Raw genomic sequence first — 17,189 nt, 5'->3', positions numbered from 1 at the left:
TTGAACAATTCCGGGCGGACAAGGTTCATTCCATGTCCGATCACGGGGCGAATATATCCTTGCCTGTTCCCTCTGACCGCTCGAATGCCTCATCAGCTGGCAGTCCGTGCTGCTCACGTGCAGCTACCGCCAAGCGGTCGCACAGCTCGTTCAGCGGATGCCCTGCATGGCCTTTGATCCACTGGAACCGCACCTTGTTCTTGGGGTACACCTTGAGAAACCGCTTCCACAGGTCCGGGTTTTTCTTTTTCGCGAACCCCTTCTTCTCCCAGCCGAACACCCAGCCCTTCTCCACGGAATCCACCACGTATTTGCTATCGCTCACAATGGTGACCTCATGCCCTTCGCCCTTCAGGGCCTCCAAGGCCGCGATCACCGCGAGCAGCTCCATGCGGTTGTTGGTGGTGCGCCGGAATCCGCCCCAAAGTTCTTTGCGATGGTTGCCAGCCTCCAGCACAGCGCCGAAACCGCCGGGACCGGGGTTGCCGCTGGCCGCGCCGTCGGTATGGATGATGATCTTCATGCTAGGTTAACCGATAGGCTCGCAACGGGCGCAACGGAATGCAGGGGGTTTGCCGCAACGTTCGCGACGAGCGAGACGGAATGCAAAGGTTTACCGCAACGCTCGCAACGCTCGCAACGGAATGCAAAGGTTTACCGCAACGCTCGCAAAGGACGCAACGGTTTACCGCAACGGAATGCAAGAGTGTGGACGGCGACGAAATGCGAGGCAAAACTATTCGGGCATCCCGTTCGCCCAGCGTTCGATCCCGTTCTTCATCAGCTTGACGTTGAAGTTCATCAGCAGGCCCAGCTTATTGCCCGTGAGTTTCAGATAGGCCATCAGTTGTGCCTGGTGGATCGGCAGGGTCGTCTCGACAGTCTTGGCTTCGATGATCAACTTGTCCTCAAGCCATAGGTCCAAGCGGTAGCCCGCGCCCATGTTCGCCCCTTTGTACACTAGCGGAACGGAATGTTCCAGCTTTGTCGCAATACCCATTTCAAGCAACTCGTGGTGCATACATTTCACATACGCATGCTCCAGCAAACCGGGACCTACCTCCCTATGCACGCGGAACGCAGCCTCTACCGCAACCTCGGCCAGTTCATTCTCCGTCATCTCGTTAATGGTTCGATCGGGTTGCGTCAGCAACGGTTCAATTCAAGCCTTTTCACGTTGCGTTCGTTGCGTGCGTTGCGGTTCAAAAAAGCAGCGGTTCAACCCGGGAAGAGGTACGTGATGTTCCCCGCGAAAAGCTTTACGCTGATGGCCAGGAGGATCACGCCGAAGGCCTTGCGCAGGACAATGAGGCCTACGCGCCCGAGCATGCGCTCGATGCGATTGGTGAGCAGCAGCACGGTCACCACCACGACCATGTTCAGGATGATCGCCACCAGGATCTCCGGGCGGGTGAATTCCGCGCGCAGTGAAAGCACGGTGGTGATGGTCCCTGAACCGGCGATCACCGGAAAGGCCAAAGGAACGATGCTGTAGACCTTGGGGTCTTCGCTCAATCCCGGGGCTGAGGTGTCCTCCTTGAACAGGCGGATGCCCAAGGTCATTTCCAGCGCGATGAAGAACAACACCAGGGAGCCGGCCACGGCGAACGAGTTCACGTCGATGCCGAGGAAGGACAGGATGGTCTCCCCCAGATAGAGGAACACGATCATAATGCTGCCGCTGACGATGGTGGCCCGCGCCGGGTAGATCTTACCCGCCTTCTCCCGCACCTGCAGGATCACCGGGATGCCGCCGATGATGTCGATCACCGCGAAGAGCACGAGGAACGCTTTGAGCACGTGGGTTATTTCCATGGGGCGAAGTTCGGGGGGAAGGTCTGGATGCAGACCCACAAGTCCTTGGAATTATTCCACCGTCTTGTCGCGGATGCTGTTCACAATACCCTCCACCACCGCAGGATAATGCGCATGTTCCATAGCATGGATCCGTGCGGCAAGTGCATCAGCATCATCTTCTGGAAGCACCGGACAGGCAGCTTGAAAGAGCACTTGGCCCTCATCGTACCTTTCATTCACCAAGTGGATGGTGATGCCGCTCTCTTTCTCTCCGGCGGCCAGCACGGCCTTATGGACATGCTCTCCGAACATGCCCTTGCCGCCGTACTTCGGAAGCAACGCGGGATGGATGTTGGTGATCCGGTCCGGGAAGGCGAGGACCATTTCGACCGGGATCAAGCGCATAAAACCGGCCAGTACGACCAGGTCGATGCGATAGGCTTCCAGTTCGTGCAGCAACGTGCCGTCCTTCAAAGCCGCGCCGTTAAAGAGGTAACACGGCACGCCCATGTCCCAAGCGCGCTGCGCCACGCCCGCACGGGGCTTGTCACTACAGATCAAGACCACTTCCGCAGTTGCGTGGCCTTGGAAGTGCCCCATCAGCTGTTGCGCGTTGGTTCCGGAACCGGATGCGAGGATGGCGATGCGTACCATGGCGCGAAGTTGCGACCTTCGGCTTCAAGATGAAGAACAATATTGATCAGATCCCTTTAGAATTCAAACGACGTGATGTCGGCGAAATGCTGTTGCGCGCCAAGGCCTTCCATGCCGAAATGGACCGACGGCGCACCGTGCGCCAATTCAGCCCGGACCCTGTGCCTTATGCGGTGTTGGAGGAGGTGGTCCGCGCCGCCAGTTCGGCACCCAGCGGCGCGCACAAGCAACCGTGGACCTTCTGTGTGGTGGGCGATCCCGGAAAAAAGAAGCAGATCCGCGAGGCCGCGGAAGAGGAAGAGCGCATCAATTATGACGGGCGCATGAGCGAGGAATGGCTCCGCGACCTGGCCGTGTTCGGTACCGACTGGAAGAAGCCGTTTTTGGAGACGGCGCCTTGGTTGGTTGTGGTCTTCAAGCGCGTCTTCGAGGTGGAGGAGGGTGGCCATAAACACCCCAATTACTACGTGAGCGAGAGCGTGGGCATCGCCACGGGCCTGCTGCTGGCCGCCGCGCACCACGCCGGCCTGGCCACGCTCACCCATACCCCCAGCCCCATGAATTTTTTATCGACACTCTTGGGCCGCCCGGCCAACGAACGACCTTTCCTCTTGATCCCCATGGGATTTCCGGCCGAGGGGTGCCGGGTACCCGCCCTTTCCCGCAAGCCTTTGAATGAGGTCCTGGTGCCATTCAAATAGCCGTTTCGTCGCAGGTGTCGAAAATATCTTTCCTTTGCACCCTGTTCAACCAACAACAAACGGATATGTCCGATATCAAGTCAAGGGTCATCGCCATCATCGTGGATAAGCTCGGGGTAGACCAGGGCGAGGTCACACCCGAGGCGAGCTTCACCAACGACCTTGGCGCCGACAGCTTGGATACTGTCGAGCTCATCATGGAGTTCGAGAAGGAATTCAACATCGCCATCCCTGACGATCAGGCCGAGAAGATCCAAACCGTAGGCCAAGCTGTGGACTACGTGGAGAAGAACGCGAAGTAACCTTGACGGATGCAGCTCAGACGAGTGGTTGTCACCGGTCTGGGCGCCCTCACCCCGCTCGGAAATACGCTCCAGGCGTATTGGGACGCGCTGGTGAAGGGCACGAGCGGAGCTGCGCCCATCACGAATTTCGATGCGTCCAAGTTCAAGACGCAGTTCGCCTGCGAGGTCAAAGGCTTTGACCCCACGGAGTTCATGGACCGGAAGGAGGCCCGTAAGATGGACCCCTTCTCCCAGTTCGCCGTGGCCGCCAGCGACGAGGCCATGAAGGACAGCGGGCTGGTGCTGGGGACCGATCAGGAGCGGGAGCGCATGGGCGTGATCCTCGGCTCCGGCATCGGTGGTCTGCTCACCTTCCAGGAGGAGTGCATCAACTTCGGTCGCGGCGACGGCACCCCGCGTTTCAACCCGTTCTTCATCCCGAAAATGATCGCCGACGGCTCCTCGGGCCTCATCAGCATACGCCATAGGTTGTGCGGCCCGAGCTATGTGACGGTGAGCGCCTGCGCCAGCGCCAACAACGCCCTGATCGACTCCTTCAACTACATCCGCCTAGGCACCGTGGACGCCATGGTCACCGGAGGTAGTGAGGCTTCGATCCACGAGGCGGGGGTGGGCGGCTTCAACGCCATGCACGCCATGAGCACCCGCAACGACGACCCCGCCACCGCCAGCCGGCCCTACGATAAGGACCGCGACGGCTTCGTGCTGGGCGAGGGAAGCGGCATTCTCATCCTCGAAGAGCTGGAGCACGCCAAGGCGCGCGGCGCAAAGATCTACTGCGAAGTGATGGGCGGCGGCATGAGCAGCGATGCCTACCACATCACCGCACCCCACCCGGAGGGCCTTGGCGCTTACCTCTGCATGAAGCACGCATTGCAGGACGCCGGTATGAAGCCGGGAGAGATCGATCACATCAATACCCACGGCACCAGCACGCCGATCGGCGACCCGCAGGAGGTGAAGGCTATCCAGCGCCTTTTTGGCGAGGACGCCTACCGCCTCAACATCAGCGCCACCAAGAGCATGACCGGCCACCTGCTCGGCGCTGCCGGGGCAGTGGAGGCCATCGCGAGCATTATGGCGGTGCATACGGACCTGGTGCCGCCCACGATCAATCATTTCACGGACGACCCCGAGATCGACCCCAAGTTGAACTTCACGTTCAATAAGGCGCAGAAGCGCACGGTCAACGCCGCCATGAGCAACACCTTCGGGTTTGGCGGGCACAACACTTCGGTGATCTTCCGCAAGTACAGCTAACGCTTTTGTTCGCCGCACTCTTCAGCCGAGCCGCCTCCCCCGAGGAGCGCCGTATCCGCGCCTGGTGCCGAAAGACATTGGGCGTTACGCCAAAGAACCTGCCCCTCTACCGGCAGGCCCTACGCCATCGCAGCGCCGTGCCCGAGGACCGGCCCGACGTGCCGGACAACGAGCGCTTGGAATTCCTCGGCGATACTGTTTTAGACACCATCGTAGGGCAGTACCTTTTTCGCTCATATCCCGATAAGGGCGAAGGGTTCCTTACCCGCATGCGCAGCAAGCTGGTGAGCCGGCATCAGCTCAGCATCCTTGCCAAAAAGGTGGAGATCGAACGGGTGATGGAGGTGAAGATCGGCAGCGGCAGGGACACCTCCGTGCCGGGCAACGCCATGGAGGCCTTGATCGGTGCGCTATACTTGGACAAGGGCTTTGAGCGCACGAAAACCACGGTGATCAATTTGATCACCGCCCATTTCGACCTGAAGACGGTGGAGTTAGAGGATCGTGATAGCAAGAGCCGCTTGCTGGAATGGGGCCAGAAGAAGCGCAAGAAGGTGGAATTCGTCCTCACGGAGGAGCATGAACGGGGCGGCAGAGGCAAGCAGTTCACTGCGGAGGTGCATGTGGATGGCAAGGCTTGTGGCTCCGGAAAGGGGCACAGTAAGAAGAAAGCTGAGCAGGAGGCCGCTCGGGACGCATCACGGAAATTGAGGCTGCGCCCCACGGGGAGCGGCGGCGATGATGAAGAACGGGATGCCCGCACCACCCGGCGGACCTCCCGCAAATTTTCCGGGGAAAGAAGGGGAGGCCGGAGAGGCGGTGGTGGCCGTAACGGGCGAACGCCAGAACAGAGCAGTGAAAGCGGGCACGAATAGGATATTGCCCGGAAGCTGTCAGCCTCCGCCATCCTCTCAGGCGATGATGTGGAAGGGGCCTCACACCGCTCTACCTTTGCGTGTTCTTCCCATGACATGGCCAAATTGAAGCTCGATAGCGACCCGGACCCCGATGTCTTCCTCATCGCGATCAGCAGCCATGTGAACGACTACAGGCTCTGTTGGTCGTTGAACAACAGCCTTGGCATCGATCTAGGCCGGCGGAAGAAGGACATCGAGGAAGAAGGGCCGGAACATCCCGCCTACTTTTCTGCCTTCGACCATACCGAGGAGGCCACCCAGGCCAACATCACGCTGATCAGCAACCATGCCCCCGAGGGTGTTCTGGTGCATGAACAACGACAAGCCGACTTTTTCCTCGTGGTGGACGGGGAAAGCACGCTCTCGCCCGCTCAAGCACTTGAGCGCGTGAGGCAAGCGGAATTCGTGCTCACGGCGTTCCACTTGGATATCAAAAGCCTCAAAGGCGCCTATAAGCTCTTGCAATGACCTCTGCACCGGATCCAAAGACCAAGATCGTGGCCACTCTCGGCCCTGCCAGCTCGAATCGTGAAGTGCTCCGGGAAATGTTGATCAACGGCCTGGATGTCTGCCGGCTGAACTTCAGCCATGGCAGCTATGAATTCTACGAGGAGGTGATCGCCACCATCCGCTCGCTGAATGAGGAGCTGGGGCTTACGACAGCGATCCTTGCGGACCTACAGGGACCCAAGTTGCGCGTGGGCGAGATGGCGGACGGCCCCATCGAACTAAAGGAAGGCGAGGAGCTGGTGATCACCACTGAGCCTGTGAAAGGCGTACCCGGCCTGGTCAGCACCAGCTACGCGCAGTTCCCGCAGGACATCAAGGTGGGCGAAATGGTGCTGCTGGACGACGGCAAATTGCGCCTACAGGTCAAGCACACCGACGGCAAGAAGAAGGTGATCACCACGGTGATCTACGGCGGGATGCTCAGCAGTAACAAAGGGATCAACCTGCCCAATACGAAAGTGAGCCTCCCCTGCCTCACGGAAAAAGACCGGGAGGACCTCACTTTCGCACTCTCACAGGGCGTGGATTGGATAGGGCTCAGCTTCGTGCGAAGTGCACGGGATATCATCGAGCTGAAGCACCAGATACACGCAGAAGGCAGCACGGCGCGCGTGATCGCCAAGATCGAGAAGCCGGAGGCGATGCTGGAGATCGACGATATCATCCGCGAGTCGGACGCGCTGATGGTGGCCCGCGGCGACCTCGGCGTGGAGGTGCCAATGGAACAGGTGCCGCTGCTGCAAAAGGACATCATACGCCGCTGCCTGCTACAGCACCGCCCGGTGATCGTGGCCACGCAGATGATGGAGAGCATGATCACCAGCAGCACCCCCACCCGCGCTGAAGTGAACGATGTGGCCAACGCCGTGCTGGACCATGCCGACGCGGTGATGCTCAGCGCGGAGACCAGCGTAGGCAAATACCCCGTGGAAGTGGTGAAGGCCATGAACAAGATCCTGCTCGAAATGGAAAAGAGCGAGATCATGTACAACGTGGCGGAGCCCGACCTGATCGACCACGAGCGGATGGTGACCGACACCATCTGTACCGCCAGCGTGCGCATGGCCGCCGCCATCGACATCAAGGCCATCGTGACCATGACCCACAGCGGCTACACGGCTTTCAAGATCAGCAGCATGCGCCCCAAAGCGCACATCTTCGCCTTCACCAGCAACAAGCGCATCCTCAACATGCTCAATCTCGTGTGGGGCGTGCGTGCCGAGTACTACGACAAGACCGTGAGCACCGACCACACCATCGCCGACATCAAGCACATCCTGCGCCGCAAGGCCCTCGTGCAAAAAGGCGACCTCGTGGTGAACATCGCCAGCATGCCCATCGCAGAACAAGGCATGGCGAACATGATCCGGTTGAGCGCTGTGTAGGTGATCAGTGCCCCGATGCCTGTCGGGGCACTGATCACTATCTTCCATTCAGGAAAAGAACCCCGACCTTGGCCACCGATGGACGAGCAGGCTTGGGATGATGTGGCGGCCACTTTCGAGGAGGACATCTTCAGCGTGCCGAAGCATGACCGGAAGCAGAAGATCCTGCAGCGTGTGCAGCGACATGCCGGAAAGAAGCGCACTGCGGCCGACATCGGTTGCGGCATAGGCCGTACGGTGCCCATGCTGGCGGAGCACTTCGCGAGCGTATTCGCCACGGACCTCTCCAGCGAATGCTTGACGGTTGCTGAAAATAAGAACGCCCGCTACCACAATGTGGAATACCTCCACGCCGACCTGGCCAAGCCGCTGCCCTTCCCGCCCGTGGACTTTGCGCTGTGCATCAACGTGCTGTTGATCGCCTCACGGGCCAAACGCCAAGCAATGATGGACAATATATGCGCCGTGGTAAAGCCCGGTGGCCACTTGCTGCTGGTGACACCTTCGCTGGAATCCGCGCTCTACGCCTCGCACCGCTTGGTGCAATTGAACGAGCTGAAAGGCATGAAGCCTGCCGTGGCCCAACGCAAGGCCGCACGGGACACCACCAAGCTGGACATGGGCATCGTTGTGGTGAACGGTGCGCCCACAAAGCATCACCTCAAGGAAGAACTGGCTGACCTGCTGACACAGCACGGCATGAAGGTATTGGAGTTGCAGAAGATCGAATATCCATGGGCATACGTGCTGGAGGATGCACCTGCGGACATGCCCGCGCCCATGCCATGGAACTGGATGGCGGTGGCGGAGCGGGTCGCGTAGCCGTCGATCAAAGTATCTGGCCCCTGAGGCTGAGTCCGTGTGAACCTCTTCTCCGCGCCCTCGCGTCTCAGCGGCCTATTCCTATCCGAAGAGCAGCTTCAAATAGAAACCGGGCTTCTTCAGCCGCTCGCGCATGTCCAGATCGTTGAACATGCAGCTGATGGTATCCGCGAGCACCGGATTGCTGGCCGCCTTGTTCACCACGAGGTTGAACAACCATGGCCGGTCCGCGAGCTGCTGCAGGCGGGTGCTGATGCCGAGCTCCTTGCCCAAACGCTTCCATACATGGGCATCGTAGTCCTTCAGCGCGGCTTGTGGGACCGCTTGCTCCTCCCGAATGGCCTGTAGCGCCTCCGCAGCGACATTGGCCGCATGCACCCCGCTGATCATGGCATGGCTGATGCCCTCGCCGGTGAAGGGGTCGATCAAATGCGCCGCGTCGCCGATCAGCATGAATCCATCACCACTGATGGGCCAGCGCTTGCTGGCCAGCGGCAGGCCCATGCCTTGGACCGGGCCTTCCGCCTTGGCGTTCGCGAAACGTTCGCGCAGTTGCGGGTGCTCGGTGATCAGCTCGTTCAGCAGCTTTTTCAGGTCCACTCGTCGCTTCTTCACCATGTCGGTGCGCAGGCCCAGGCCCACGTTGGCGCGGCCGTCCGGCAGCGGGAAGATCCACAGGTAGCCGGGCAGCAGGTCCTTCAGGAAGATCAGCTCGATAAAGCCTTGGGGGTCCAAGCCGGTGACACCCCTGTAGTAGGCCCGCACACCAGCGCAGTGGTGCCGCGGTTCCATCGGCAAACCGGCGATCTGCTTGGAGAAAATTGAATTGGCGCCGGAAGCATCGATCAACAGGCGGCAACTCACGGCACGCTCCGTCTTGTCCGCTCCGACCACGGAGATCGACCAGCCGTTCGCGGTCCGCTCGAAGGCCTTCGCTTGTGTGCCTTCAAGGATCCGGGCATGGCCATCGCGCTTCACCGCCTCCAACATGAAATGATCGAAATCCATCCGGGGAAGGATCGCGCCCGGTGCCTCACCGATGCCCGTCTCCCGGCTGAACGGAACACGCAATGCCTTGCCACTGGGGGCCACGAAGGTGACACCCCAGCTCGGCTCCAACGCCGCATGTTTCCGAAGCTCCACGGCCAGCGCGGGATCAAGCCGTTCGAGTGAACGCATCACCTTGCCGCTGAGCGCATCTCCGCACACTTTGTCCCGGGGGAAGATGGCCCTGTCCAAGAGGAGCGTATCCACTCCGTGCTTGGCCAACTGCAAGGCCGTGGCACATCCGCCGGGGCCTGCACCGAGGATGCAGACGTCCGCCTTCAACGCTTCAGCCATGGCGGGTTCAGCCACGGAAGGCGCCGTCGGTGAACTGTTCCAGGAAGCGCACGTCGTTCTCCCAATACAGCCGCAGGTCCGGCACGCGATAGATCAGCTGTGCGATGCGCTCCACGCCCATGCCGAAAGCGAAGCCGCTATACACCTCCGGGTCGATGTTGCAATTGGACAGCACGGCAGGGTCCACCATGCCGCAACCCATGATCTCCACCCATCCGCTGTGCTTGCACACGGCGCAGCCGCTGCCGCCACAGATGGTGCAGCTCATGTCCACCTCGGCGCTCGGCTCCGTGAACGGGAAGTAGCTCGGACGTAAGCGGATCTTCACCTCCGGCCCGAACATGCTCTTGGCGAAATGGTCCAGCGTGCCCTTCAGCTCCGCGAAGCTCACGCCCTTGTCCACGTACAAGCCTTCCACCTGGTGGAACATGCAATGCGCCCGTGCGCTGATGGCCTCGTTGCGATAGACACGGCCCGGGGAAATGGTGCGGATCGGAGGAGCACCGCTCTCCATCACGCGTACTTGCACGCTGCTGGTATGTGTGCGTAGCGCCAGACTTCCCCTCTCCCCGGGAGAGGGGTCGGGGGTGAGGGCCTCACCCCTCTCCCTCGCAGTGTGATCAAGGTCCTCAACGAAGAACGTGTCCTGCATGTCCCGCGCCGGATGGTCCGGAGGGAAGTTGAGCGCACCGAAGTTGTGGTGGTCGTCCTCCACCTCGGGACCTTGGCTCACGGTGTAGCCGATCCGCGCGAACACGTCCACTATGCGCTGGCGGATGATGCTGATGGGATGCAGGCTTCCTGTGGCCTCGGTGAGAGCGGGCCGCGTGAGGTCGCCCACGGGTCCTGCTGCCTTGGTGGGGGTGGCCTCTGCGGCGGCCTTCAGCTCCTCCCAGCGCGTTCGGGCGGCGCTTTTCAGCTGGTTCAGCCGTTGGCCCCAAAGGCGCTTTTCCTCTGCGGGCACCTCCTTGAAGGCGTCCAGCAGGGCGGTCACTTTTCCGTTGCGGCCGAGCATTTCCACACGGAAAGCCTCAACGGCCTCAGCGGATGCCGCGACAGCCGCGGTCAATTCAGCCTCCACGGCTTCGATCCGTTCTTTCAGGTTCATTGGAGTTCGCGCATCCAAACGCGGATATCTGCAAGCGGACGGTCCATTCCGTCACAGGGTTGGTTCGCGATAAGATCCAGGACGTCCATGCCGGCCACTACCTGGCCGAACACGGTATAGCCACCATCCAAGTGTGGAGCGCCGCCCAACGTCTTGTAGGTCTCCATTTGGTCGGGGGTGTAATGGACCGCGAGACTGTCCGGACGATCACTGTTGATCCGGGCCATGAGCTTTTTCAGATCGGCCGTGGGCCATTTGCGGCCTTCCACGATATAGAACTGGCTGCCGCTGCTGCGTTTTTCCGGATCGACGTCATCGCCGCGCGCGGCTGCCAGCGCGCCCTTGCGGTGGATGAACGAGGTGTCGATCTCAGCAGGGAGCGTATATCCGGGACCACCTTGCCCCAACGCCACAGCATGGTCTTCGGCTTTGCGGCTGTCCGGGTCGCCGCCCTGGATCATGAAATCCGGGATCACCCGGTGGAACAACGTGCTGTCGTAATAGTGCTCGCGGACCAGCTTCAGGAAGTTGTCGCGATGGACCGGTGTCTCGTTGTACAGCTCCACCACCATGCGCCCCGCTGTGGTCTTGATCTCCACAAGGTGCCGTTTTTCCACGGGCTTCTGCTGCGCCGAAGCGACGTTCGCCACGGCCAGGAGCGCTGTGGCGAGAAACAGATTCCGGGGAGATAATTGCGCTGGCATCGCTAAGAACCTTATTTTTGGCTTCATTCGCGGTGCGAAGGCTGCAACAAGGCGGCCAAAAGTAACCAACACGCCCTCCCATGTTCCGTAAGGCCATCATCGTTCCCGTCCTCTTGCTCATCCTGGGTTCCGGCCTTGGCGCTTGCAACAAGGAGAAGGACACCAAGGCGACGATCACCGTGCTGGATACTGCGGGCTCGGCCGTTGCCGGTGCCTACGTGAAGCTTTACGCCAACCCCACCAACCCGCTTCAGGCCGATTTCTCCCGTCTCACCATGGAGGGCAACACCAGCTCCGACGGCAAGGTCACCTTCGACTATAGTGAGTTCTACAAGCGTGGTCAGGCCGGATTCGCGGTGCTGGACATCCTGGCGCAGAAGGATTCGATGTCCGGTGAGGGCATCATCCGCATCGAAGAGGAGCAGACCAACGAAGAGACGGTGGTCATCTCCGGCGGCAACTAGGCCGATCGCCTTCCCTTACGTTCAGTGTTCCTCGAAGTAGGAGAGGACCGCCTCCTTCATCAGGCGTTCCTGCTCTTTCGCATCCAGCGCCGGAAGGTCCTTCACGCGCTCGAAATGCGGCCAGCCATCGGCGTCGCGGCCAAGCTCCTTGTAGTAGCCGTAGGGCGTGAGCAGCACCGAGATGGCGATGTGCATCAGGTTCACCTTTTCATCCTTCTTGAACACTCGCGCATGCTGGCCGAGCTCCTGCACACCGATGAGGAAGAGCACTCCGTTGAGGTCCACGGGCATGCCGAAACGCTTCTCCATGTTCTTCAGGAGGTCGCGCCAACGCTTGTCAAAAGCCAGATCGAACATAGGATATCGCTCCCTGCGATAAGCGCCGTGGAAGGGCCGCGAAGGTAGCCTTGGTACAAGAGCAGCGATGCGTGTTACACTTGTTGCCATGAACTGGTTGGATTGGACCTTGCTCGCACTGCTGGCTGCTGCCGCGATCCGTGGTTTCTTCCGGGGTTTCATTGTGGAGATCGCCTCGCTGGTCGCGGTGGTCCTGGGCATCTGGGTGGCTTCCCGCTACAACGCCCATGTGGCATCTTGGGTGGGCATGGACGCGCAGCACGAGGTGATCTCCTTCATCGTCACCTTCATCGGCGTATTGATCTTGGTACATCTCCTGGCCAAGGTTCTCACCAAGGCGATGGATCTGGCCATGCTGGGCTTGCCGAACAAGGTGGCGGGTACGTTCTTCGGCGCGTTGCGGGCGGCCTTCGTGCTCAGCGTGGTGCTGAACATCCTGATGGCGCGGGCGGAGGTTTCCGGCATCGTGCCACAGCACGCGCTTGAGGGTTCCGCGCTCTACCGTCCGCTGCGCGCTTTCGCGCCATTCATCGTCCCCGCTTTGGGGGATACCCGTTGGGTGCAGGATGCGATCGAGGCGCTGAAGGAAAGGACCGGGGAGGAAGAGGCTGCCGAGGAGTGATCTTAGTCACCGCAACTGCCGGGGTGAAACGGTAGCTTCGCATCATGTCCGAACGCAAACTCCGCCCCGAGAGCCTGATGATGAGCTATGGCTACAAGCCCGAGCTCTCACAAGGCGCCATCAAATGCCCCATCTTCCAGACCAGCACTTTCGTCTTTCAAAAGGCCGAGGATGGAAAGGCCTTTTTCGAGGTGGCCTACGGGCTGCGCGAACAAGGCGAGAAGGAAGAACTGGGGCTGATCTACAGCCGGCTGAACAATCCCGACCTGGAGATCTTGGAGGACCGGCTCTCCCTGTGGGAAAGCGCCGAGGACTGCGCGGTGTTCGAGAGCGGCATGAGCGCCATCACCACCATGTTACTGGAGTTCCTCTCGCCCGGCGATGTGCTCCTGTACAGCAACCCGATCTACGGTGGAACGGACCACTTCATCAAGCAGACCCTCACCCGTTTCGGCATCGAGGTGATCGGTTTCTACCCGTGGGAGCAGGACCGCTTGGAGGAGATCATGCGCAAGAGCGGCAAGGGTGACCGCCTGAAGATGGTGTACGTGGAAACCCCCGCCAATCCCACCAATATCCAGATCGACATCACGGCATGCAGTCGCGTGGCGAAGACCTTCAGCACCGCTGAAAAGCAGGTGTTGCTGGCAGTGGACAACACTTACATGGGGCCGCTATGGCAGCACCCCATGAAGCAGGGCGCGGACCTGGTGCTCTACTCGGCCACCAAGTACATCGGCGGCCATAGCGACGTGATCGCCGGGGCTTGCTTAGGCAGCAACGAACTGATCGCCCGCGTGAAAGGCCTGCGGAGCTTCCTAGGTTGCATGGCCGGCCCATGGACAGGTTGGCTACTGTTGCGGAGTTTGGAGACACTGAAACCGCGCATGGAAACGCAGGCCCGCAACGCCGCGCAGGTGGCCGCCTTTCTGAAGGCCCATCCCAAGGTGAAAAAAGTCCATTACCTCGGCTTTCTGGACAGCCCGGAACAACAGGCGATCTACGATGCCCAGTGCTTCAGCGCCGGCGCCATGCTCTCGTTCGATGTACAAGGCGGCGAGCCCGAGGCCTTCCGCTTCCTCAACGCGCTGAAGCTGGTGAAGCTCGCCGTGAGCTTAGGCAGCACGGAATCCTTAGCCGAGCACCCCGCCACCATGACCCACGTGGGCGTGGACCCGGTGGAACGCGAAAAGCTCGGCATCACCGGCGGACTGGTGCGCCTCAGCGTGGGCGTGGAACATCCGGAAGATCTGATCTGGGACCTCGGGCAGGCGTTGGAGGCGGTGTGAGCGTGGACCAGTGTATCCGGTCCGCATCAGGTGAAGTCCGAAGACTTCACGAATAAGCGCTGAACCCACTCCCTACGCAGCCGCATGTCAGTAGGCCCCCCAGAATTCGCCAGTCTTCAAACTGCCACCCGGAACCGCGACACAAAGCATTGGAAAACTGGAACAATGACCGGAGTGAAAAGAATCACTTCCCTCACTCCTCCACCGCCGCGATCCCCGGCAGCACCTTGCCTTCGAGGTATTCCAGCATGGCGCCGCCGCCGGTGCTCACGTAGCTGATCCTATCGGCGAGGCCGAACTGGTTCACTGCTGCCACACTGTCTCCGCCGCCCACCAAGGAGTAGGCTCCGTATGCGGTGGCATCGGCCACGGCCTCCGCGATGGCGCGGGTGCCCTTCTGGAAGCTCGGCATCTCGAACACGCCCATCGGTCCGTTCCAAAGGATGGTCTTGGCGCGCTTCACTGCGGCACTGAATACCTTGATCGACTCCGGCCCGATGTCCAGACCCATCCATCCGTCCGGGATCGCGTTGGCGGGGCAGATGTCCGTGTTGGCCGTATCCGCGAAAGCGTCCGCCACGACAGCATCGGTAGGCAGGTGTATCATGACTCCCTTGTCCTGCGCGGCCGCGAGAATGGCTTTGGCAGTCTCGACATGGTCGTCCTCCACGAGCGAGGCGCCCACCTTTCCGCCCTGCGCCTTGATGAAGGTGAAGGCCATGCCACCGCCGATGATCACCTCGTCGCACTTGTCCAACAAGTTCTGTAGCACCTCGATCTTGCTGCTCACCTTGGCGCCGCCCACGATGGCGCAGAGCGGCTTCTTCGGCTGATTGAGCACTTGGCCGAGACTATGGAGTTCACCGGCGATCAGGTAGCCGAAGAGCTTGGCGTCCGGGAAGTACTTCGCGACCATGGTGGTGCTGGCATGTGCGCGGTGCGCCGTGCCGAACGCGTCGTTCACATAGACGTCGCCGAGCGTGGAGAGCGCCTTGCTGAAGGCCTCATCGCCCTTCTCCTCCTCGGGATGGAAGCGGAGGTTTTCCAGCAGGAGCACTTCGCCGGGCTTCAGCACAGTGGCCTTGGCCTGTGCGTCCTCACCAATGCAATCCGTGGCAAATTGCACGGGCACGCCGAGCAGACCTTCGAGGTGCTTGGCCACGGGCCTCAGGCTCAAGTCGGGGATCACCTTTCCCTTGGGGCGACCGAGATGGCTCATCAATATCACGCTCCCGCCTTCCTTCAGGACCTTCTTCACCGTGGGGACGATGGCCTTGGTGCGGTTGTCGTCGGTCACATTGAACTGCGCGTCCAGTGGCACGTTCAGGTCCACGCGAACGAGAGCCTTGCGGCCTTTGAAATCGAAGCTGTCCATGGTTTGCATGCCGCGAAATTACCGGGAAGATCCCTACCACAAAGGACGCGAAGGACACGAAGCAGGATGAATGCTAACCGCCGAAACGGGATCAACCGCAACGGACGCAACGAGCGCAACGAGCGCAACGAAGAGAAATGCCTTTTGCCGGGGCTTTGAAGCGAGCATTTACGCCTATCGGGCACAGAAGTGGATCCTGTATTTATCTGCGTCTATCTGCGTTCACTGCGGATCCCTTCCAACGATACCTGCGGTGCTCTTCTTTCCATCCCGGCGTAAATTTGCATCGTGCAGTTCAACAAGATCATCGGGCATGCCGAGCTGAAGGCGAGGCTCATTGGCAACATCCGCGAGGGCCGTGTGGCGCATGCGCAGTTCTACCTTGGTCCGCGCGGCAGTGGGGTGCTTCCCTTGGTGCTGGCCTATGCCACCTATCTCTTCTGCGAAGACCCCGGCGCGGGTGACAGTTGCGGTCAATGCAACTCCTGCAAGATGATGGAGAAGGTCGCGCACCCGGACCTCAACCTGGTGTTCCCGATCTTCCTGTCGGACAAGGGAAAGACCTGCGAACCCTTCGCGGGTGAATGGCGCGATGCGGTCTTGAAAGACCCCTACCTCGATGCCGATGTGTGGCGCGAAGTGCTGAAGGGGGAGAACAAGCAGCTCCGGATGGGGGTGGACATCGCAGCGGAGGTGGTGCGGAAGCTCAGCCTGAAGTCCTATATGGGTGGATGGAAAGTGATGCTGATCTGGCTTTCGGAGATGATGGACGCCCCGATGGCGAACAAGATCTTGAAAGTGCTGGAGGAGCCGGAGCCGAAGACGGTCTTCCTGCTGGCCGGCCATGCCAACGACCGGATCCTGCCCACCATCCTCAGCCGCACGCAACTGGTGAAAGTGGCGGCGCCGGACCCCGGTGAGGTGGTCGCAGCGATCCTGGAACGCTATCCGGAGATCACCCCGGCGGATGCACGCGGTATTGCGGCGCGCAGCGAGGGCGACCTGTTGGAGGCCTTTGCCATGGCCGAAGGAGAGGAGGAGGAGATCTTCGTTGTCTTCCGCGATTGGCTCCGCGCTTGTTATTCCAACAACATGGCCGAGAACGTCTATTACGCCGACTACTTCGCCAAGATGGGCCGGGAAAAGCAAAAGGGCTTCATGACCTACGCGCTCTATCTGATCCGCCAGTGCATGCTGCAATGGCAGGATGTGCCGCAGCTGATCGCCGCCTTCGGGCAGGAGATGGAGTTCGTGAAGAAATTCAGTGCCTTGCTTAACGTCCACAATGCCGACGGCATCCGCCGCGAACTGGAAACAGCCCATGGCCACTTGGAGCGGAACGCCAACCCCAAAGTGCTTTTCCTGGACCTGAGCTACAGTTTGGGCACCCTGCTGCGGCAGAAGGAGCCGGTGGCGTGAGGCACAAAGTGATCGGTGATGGGTCGCAGAGGCGCGGACCGTGCTCCGCCGACTCGGCCTTCGTAGCCACTTCGGCGAAGTAGGCAGCGGCTTCGCCCAGGCGAGGGCGCAGAGAATGCTGTTGGGTGATCGGTGAAAGGTTACTGCTGATCAGCGCTG

Annotated in this window: 20 protein-coding genes; 11 read left to right on the top strand and 9 right to left on the bottom strand. The window is 60.5% G+C overall.

What is annotated here, in order from left to right:
• Positions 1-40: 40 nt before the first annotated feature.
• The 4 genes from rnhA to purN form a co-directional block, all read right to left on the bottom strand.
• Positions 41-523 carry a ribonuclease HI gene (gene rnhA / locus IPP95_10265; protein ID QQS71570.1) on the bottom strand — a complete coding sequence of 161 codons (483 nt, stop codon included), beginning with the start codon at positions 521-523 and terminating at the stop codon, positions 41-43.
• 213 nt (positions 524-736) lie between these two features.
• Positions 737-1,120 (bottom strand): GxxExxY protein, encoded by a 384-nt coding sequence (locus IPP95_10260; GenBank protein QQS71569.1) that lies wholly within the window; start codon positions 1,118-1,120, stop codon positions 737-739.
• 98 nt (positions 1,121-1,218) lie between these two features.
• Positions 1,219-1,815: a MarC family protein gene (locus IPP95_10255; protein QQS71568.1), complete on the bottom strand. Its 597-nt coding sequence runs from the start codon at positions 1,813-1,815 to the stop codon at positions 1,219-1,221.
• Positions 1,816-1,866: 51 nt separating this feature from the next.
• A complete protein-coding gene (purN, locus tag IPP95_10250; protein QQS71567.1) occupies positions 1,867-2,451 on the bottom strand; it encodes a phosphoribosylglycinamide formyltransferase in 585 nt (194 codons plus the stop codon).
• A 29-nt stretch (positions 2,452-2,480) separates the two neighbouring features.
• On the opposite strand from purN, the gene IPP95_10245 reads away from it, so the two are divergent.
• From IPP95_10245 to IPP95_10215, 7 genes are all read left to right on the top strand, one after another.
• Positions 2,481-3,152: a nitroreductase family protein gene (locus tag IPP95_10245; protein ID QQS71566.1), complete on the top strand. Its 672-nt coding sequence runs from the start codon at positions 2,481-2,483 to the stop codon at positions 3,150-3,152.
• Between the two features lie 65 nt (positions 3,153-3,217).
• Positions 3,218-3,454: an acyl carrier protein gene (locus tag IPP95_10240; GenBank protein ID QQS71565.1), complete on the top strand. Its 237-nt coding sequence runs from the start codon at positions 3,218-3,220 to the stop codon at positions 3,452-3,454.
• A gap of 9 nt (positions 3,455-3,463) precedes the next feature.
• Positions 3,464-4,717, top strand: a complete 1,254-nt coding sequence (gene fabF / locus IPP95_10235) for a beta-ketoacyl-ACP synthase II (protein ID QQS71564.1) — start codon at positions 3,464-3,466, stop codon at positions 4,715-4,717.
• 5 nt (positions 4,718-4,722) lie between these two features.
• Positions 4,723-5,592, top strand: coding sequence for a ribonuclease III (gene rnc, locus IPP95_10230; GenBank protein QQS71563.1), 870 nt, complete (start codon positions 4,723-4,725; stop codon positions 5,590-5,592).
• Positions 5,593-5,688: 96 nt separating this feature from the next.
• Positions 5,689-6,102: an IPExxxVDY family protein gene (locus IPP95_10225; protein ID QQS71562.1), complete on the top strand. Its 414-nt coding sequence runs from the start codon at positions 5,689-5,691 to the stop codon at positions 6,100-6,102.
• The gene (gene pyk, locus IPP95_10220; GenBank protein QQS71561.1) at positions 6,099-7,529 is read left to right on the top strand and encodes a pyruvate kinase; all 1,431 of its coding nucleotides are present in this window, start codon (positions 6,099-6,101) and stop codon (positions 7,527-7,529) included. The genes IPP95_10225 and pyk overlap by 4 nt, the downstream gene beginning before the upstream one ends.
• Before the next feature lie 78 nt (positions 7,530-7,607).
• Positions 7,608-8,351 (top strand): methyltransferase domain-containing protein, encoded by a 744-nt coding sequence (locus tag IPP95_10215; GenBank protein QQS71560.1) that lies wholly within the window; start codon positions 7,608-7,610, stop codon positions 8,349-8,351.
• 81 nt (positions 8,352-8,432) lie between these two features.
• On the opposite strand, the gene IPP95_10210 is transcribed toward IPP95_10215, so the two are convergent.
• From IPP95_10210 to IPP95_10200, 3 genes are read right to left on the bottom strand one after another with little or no spacing between them, the layout of a single operon-like run.
• On the bottom strand, positions 8,433-9,692 hold the full coding sequence (locus IPP95_10210) for a geranylgeranyl reductase family protein (GenBank protein QQS71559.1): 1,260 nt from the start codon (positions 9,690-9,692) through the stop codon (positions 8,433-8,435).
• 7 nt (positions 9,693-9,699) lie between these two features.
• Positions 9,700-10,800, bottom strand: a complete 1,101-nt coding sequence (pheS, locus tag IPP95_10205) for a phenylalanine--tRNA ligase subunit alpha (protein ID QQS71558.1) — start codon at positions 10,798-10,800, stop codon at positions 9,700-9,702.
• On the bottom strand, positions 10,797-11,504 hold the full coding sequence (locus IPP95_10200; GenBank protein ID QQS71557.1) for a peptidylprolyl isomerase: 708 nt from the start codon (positions 11,502-11,504) through the stop codon (positions 10,797-10,799). Before IPP95_10200 ends, pheS begins: the two co-directional genes overlap by 4 nt.
• Before the next feature lie 80 nt (positions 11,505-11,584).
• Here IPP95_10200 and IPP95_10195 point away from each other — a divergent pair, with 80 nt between their 5' ends.
• Complete coding sequence (locus IPP95_10195; GenBank protein ID QQS71556.1) at positions 11,585-11,968, top strand: hypothetical protein; 384 nt, start codon at positions 11,585-11,587, stop codon at positions 11,966-11,968.
• 21 nt (positions 11,969-11,989) lie between these two features.
• Here IPP95_10195 and IPP95_10190 read toward each other — a convergent pair whose 3' ends face one another.
• Entirely contained in the window at positions 11,990-12,325 is a 336-nt protein-coding gene (locus IPP95_10190) for a hypothetical protein (protein QQS71555.1), read from the bottom strand.
• Positions 12,326-12,413: 88 nt separating this feature from the next.
• Between IPP95_10190 and IPP95_10185 the strand changes: the two genes are divergently transcribed.
• Both IPP95_10185 and IPP95_10180 read left to right on the top strand, forming a co-directional pair.
• The gene (locus IPP95_10185) at positions 12,414-12,947 is read left to right on the top strand and encodes a CvpA family protein (GenBank protein QQS71554.1); all 534 of its coding nucleotides are present in this window, start codon (positions 12,414-12,416) and stop codon (positions 12,945-12,947) included.
• A gap of 44 nt (positions 12,948-12,991) precedes the next feature.
• Complete coding sequence (locus tag IPP95_10180; protein QQS71553.1) at positions 12,992-14,236, top strand: cystathionine gamma-synthase family protein; 1,245 nt, start codon at positions 12,992-12,994, stop codon at positions 14,234-14,236.
• A 193-nt stretch (positions 14,237-14,429) separates the two neighbouring features.
• Here the strand turns inward: IPP95_10180 and IPP95_10175 are convergent, their stop codons facing one another.
• Complete coding sequence (locus IPP95_10175; protein ID QQS71552.1) at positions 14,430-15,620, bottom strand: phosphoglycerate kinase; 1,191 nt, start codon at positions 15,618-15,620, stop codon at positions 14,430-14,432.
• Between the two features lie 279 nt (positions 15,621-15,899).
• Between IPP95_10175 and IPP95_10170 the strand changes: the two genes are divergently transcribed.
• Positions 15,900-17,030, top strand: a complete 1,131-nt coding sequence (locus tag IPP95_10170) for a hypothetical protein (protein ID QQS71551.1) — start codon at positions 15,900-15,902, stop codon at positions 17,028-17,030.
• Positions 17,031-17,189 lie beyond the last annotated feature (159 nt).

It is taken from the genome of Flavobacteriales bacterium, assembly GCA_016700415.1.
Classification (GTDB): domain Bacteria; phylum Bacteroidota; class Bacteroidia; order Flavobacteriales_F; family PHOS-HE28; genus PHOS-HE28.
This window is presented reverse-complemented; position numbering and strand designations above follow the sequence as displayed.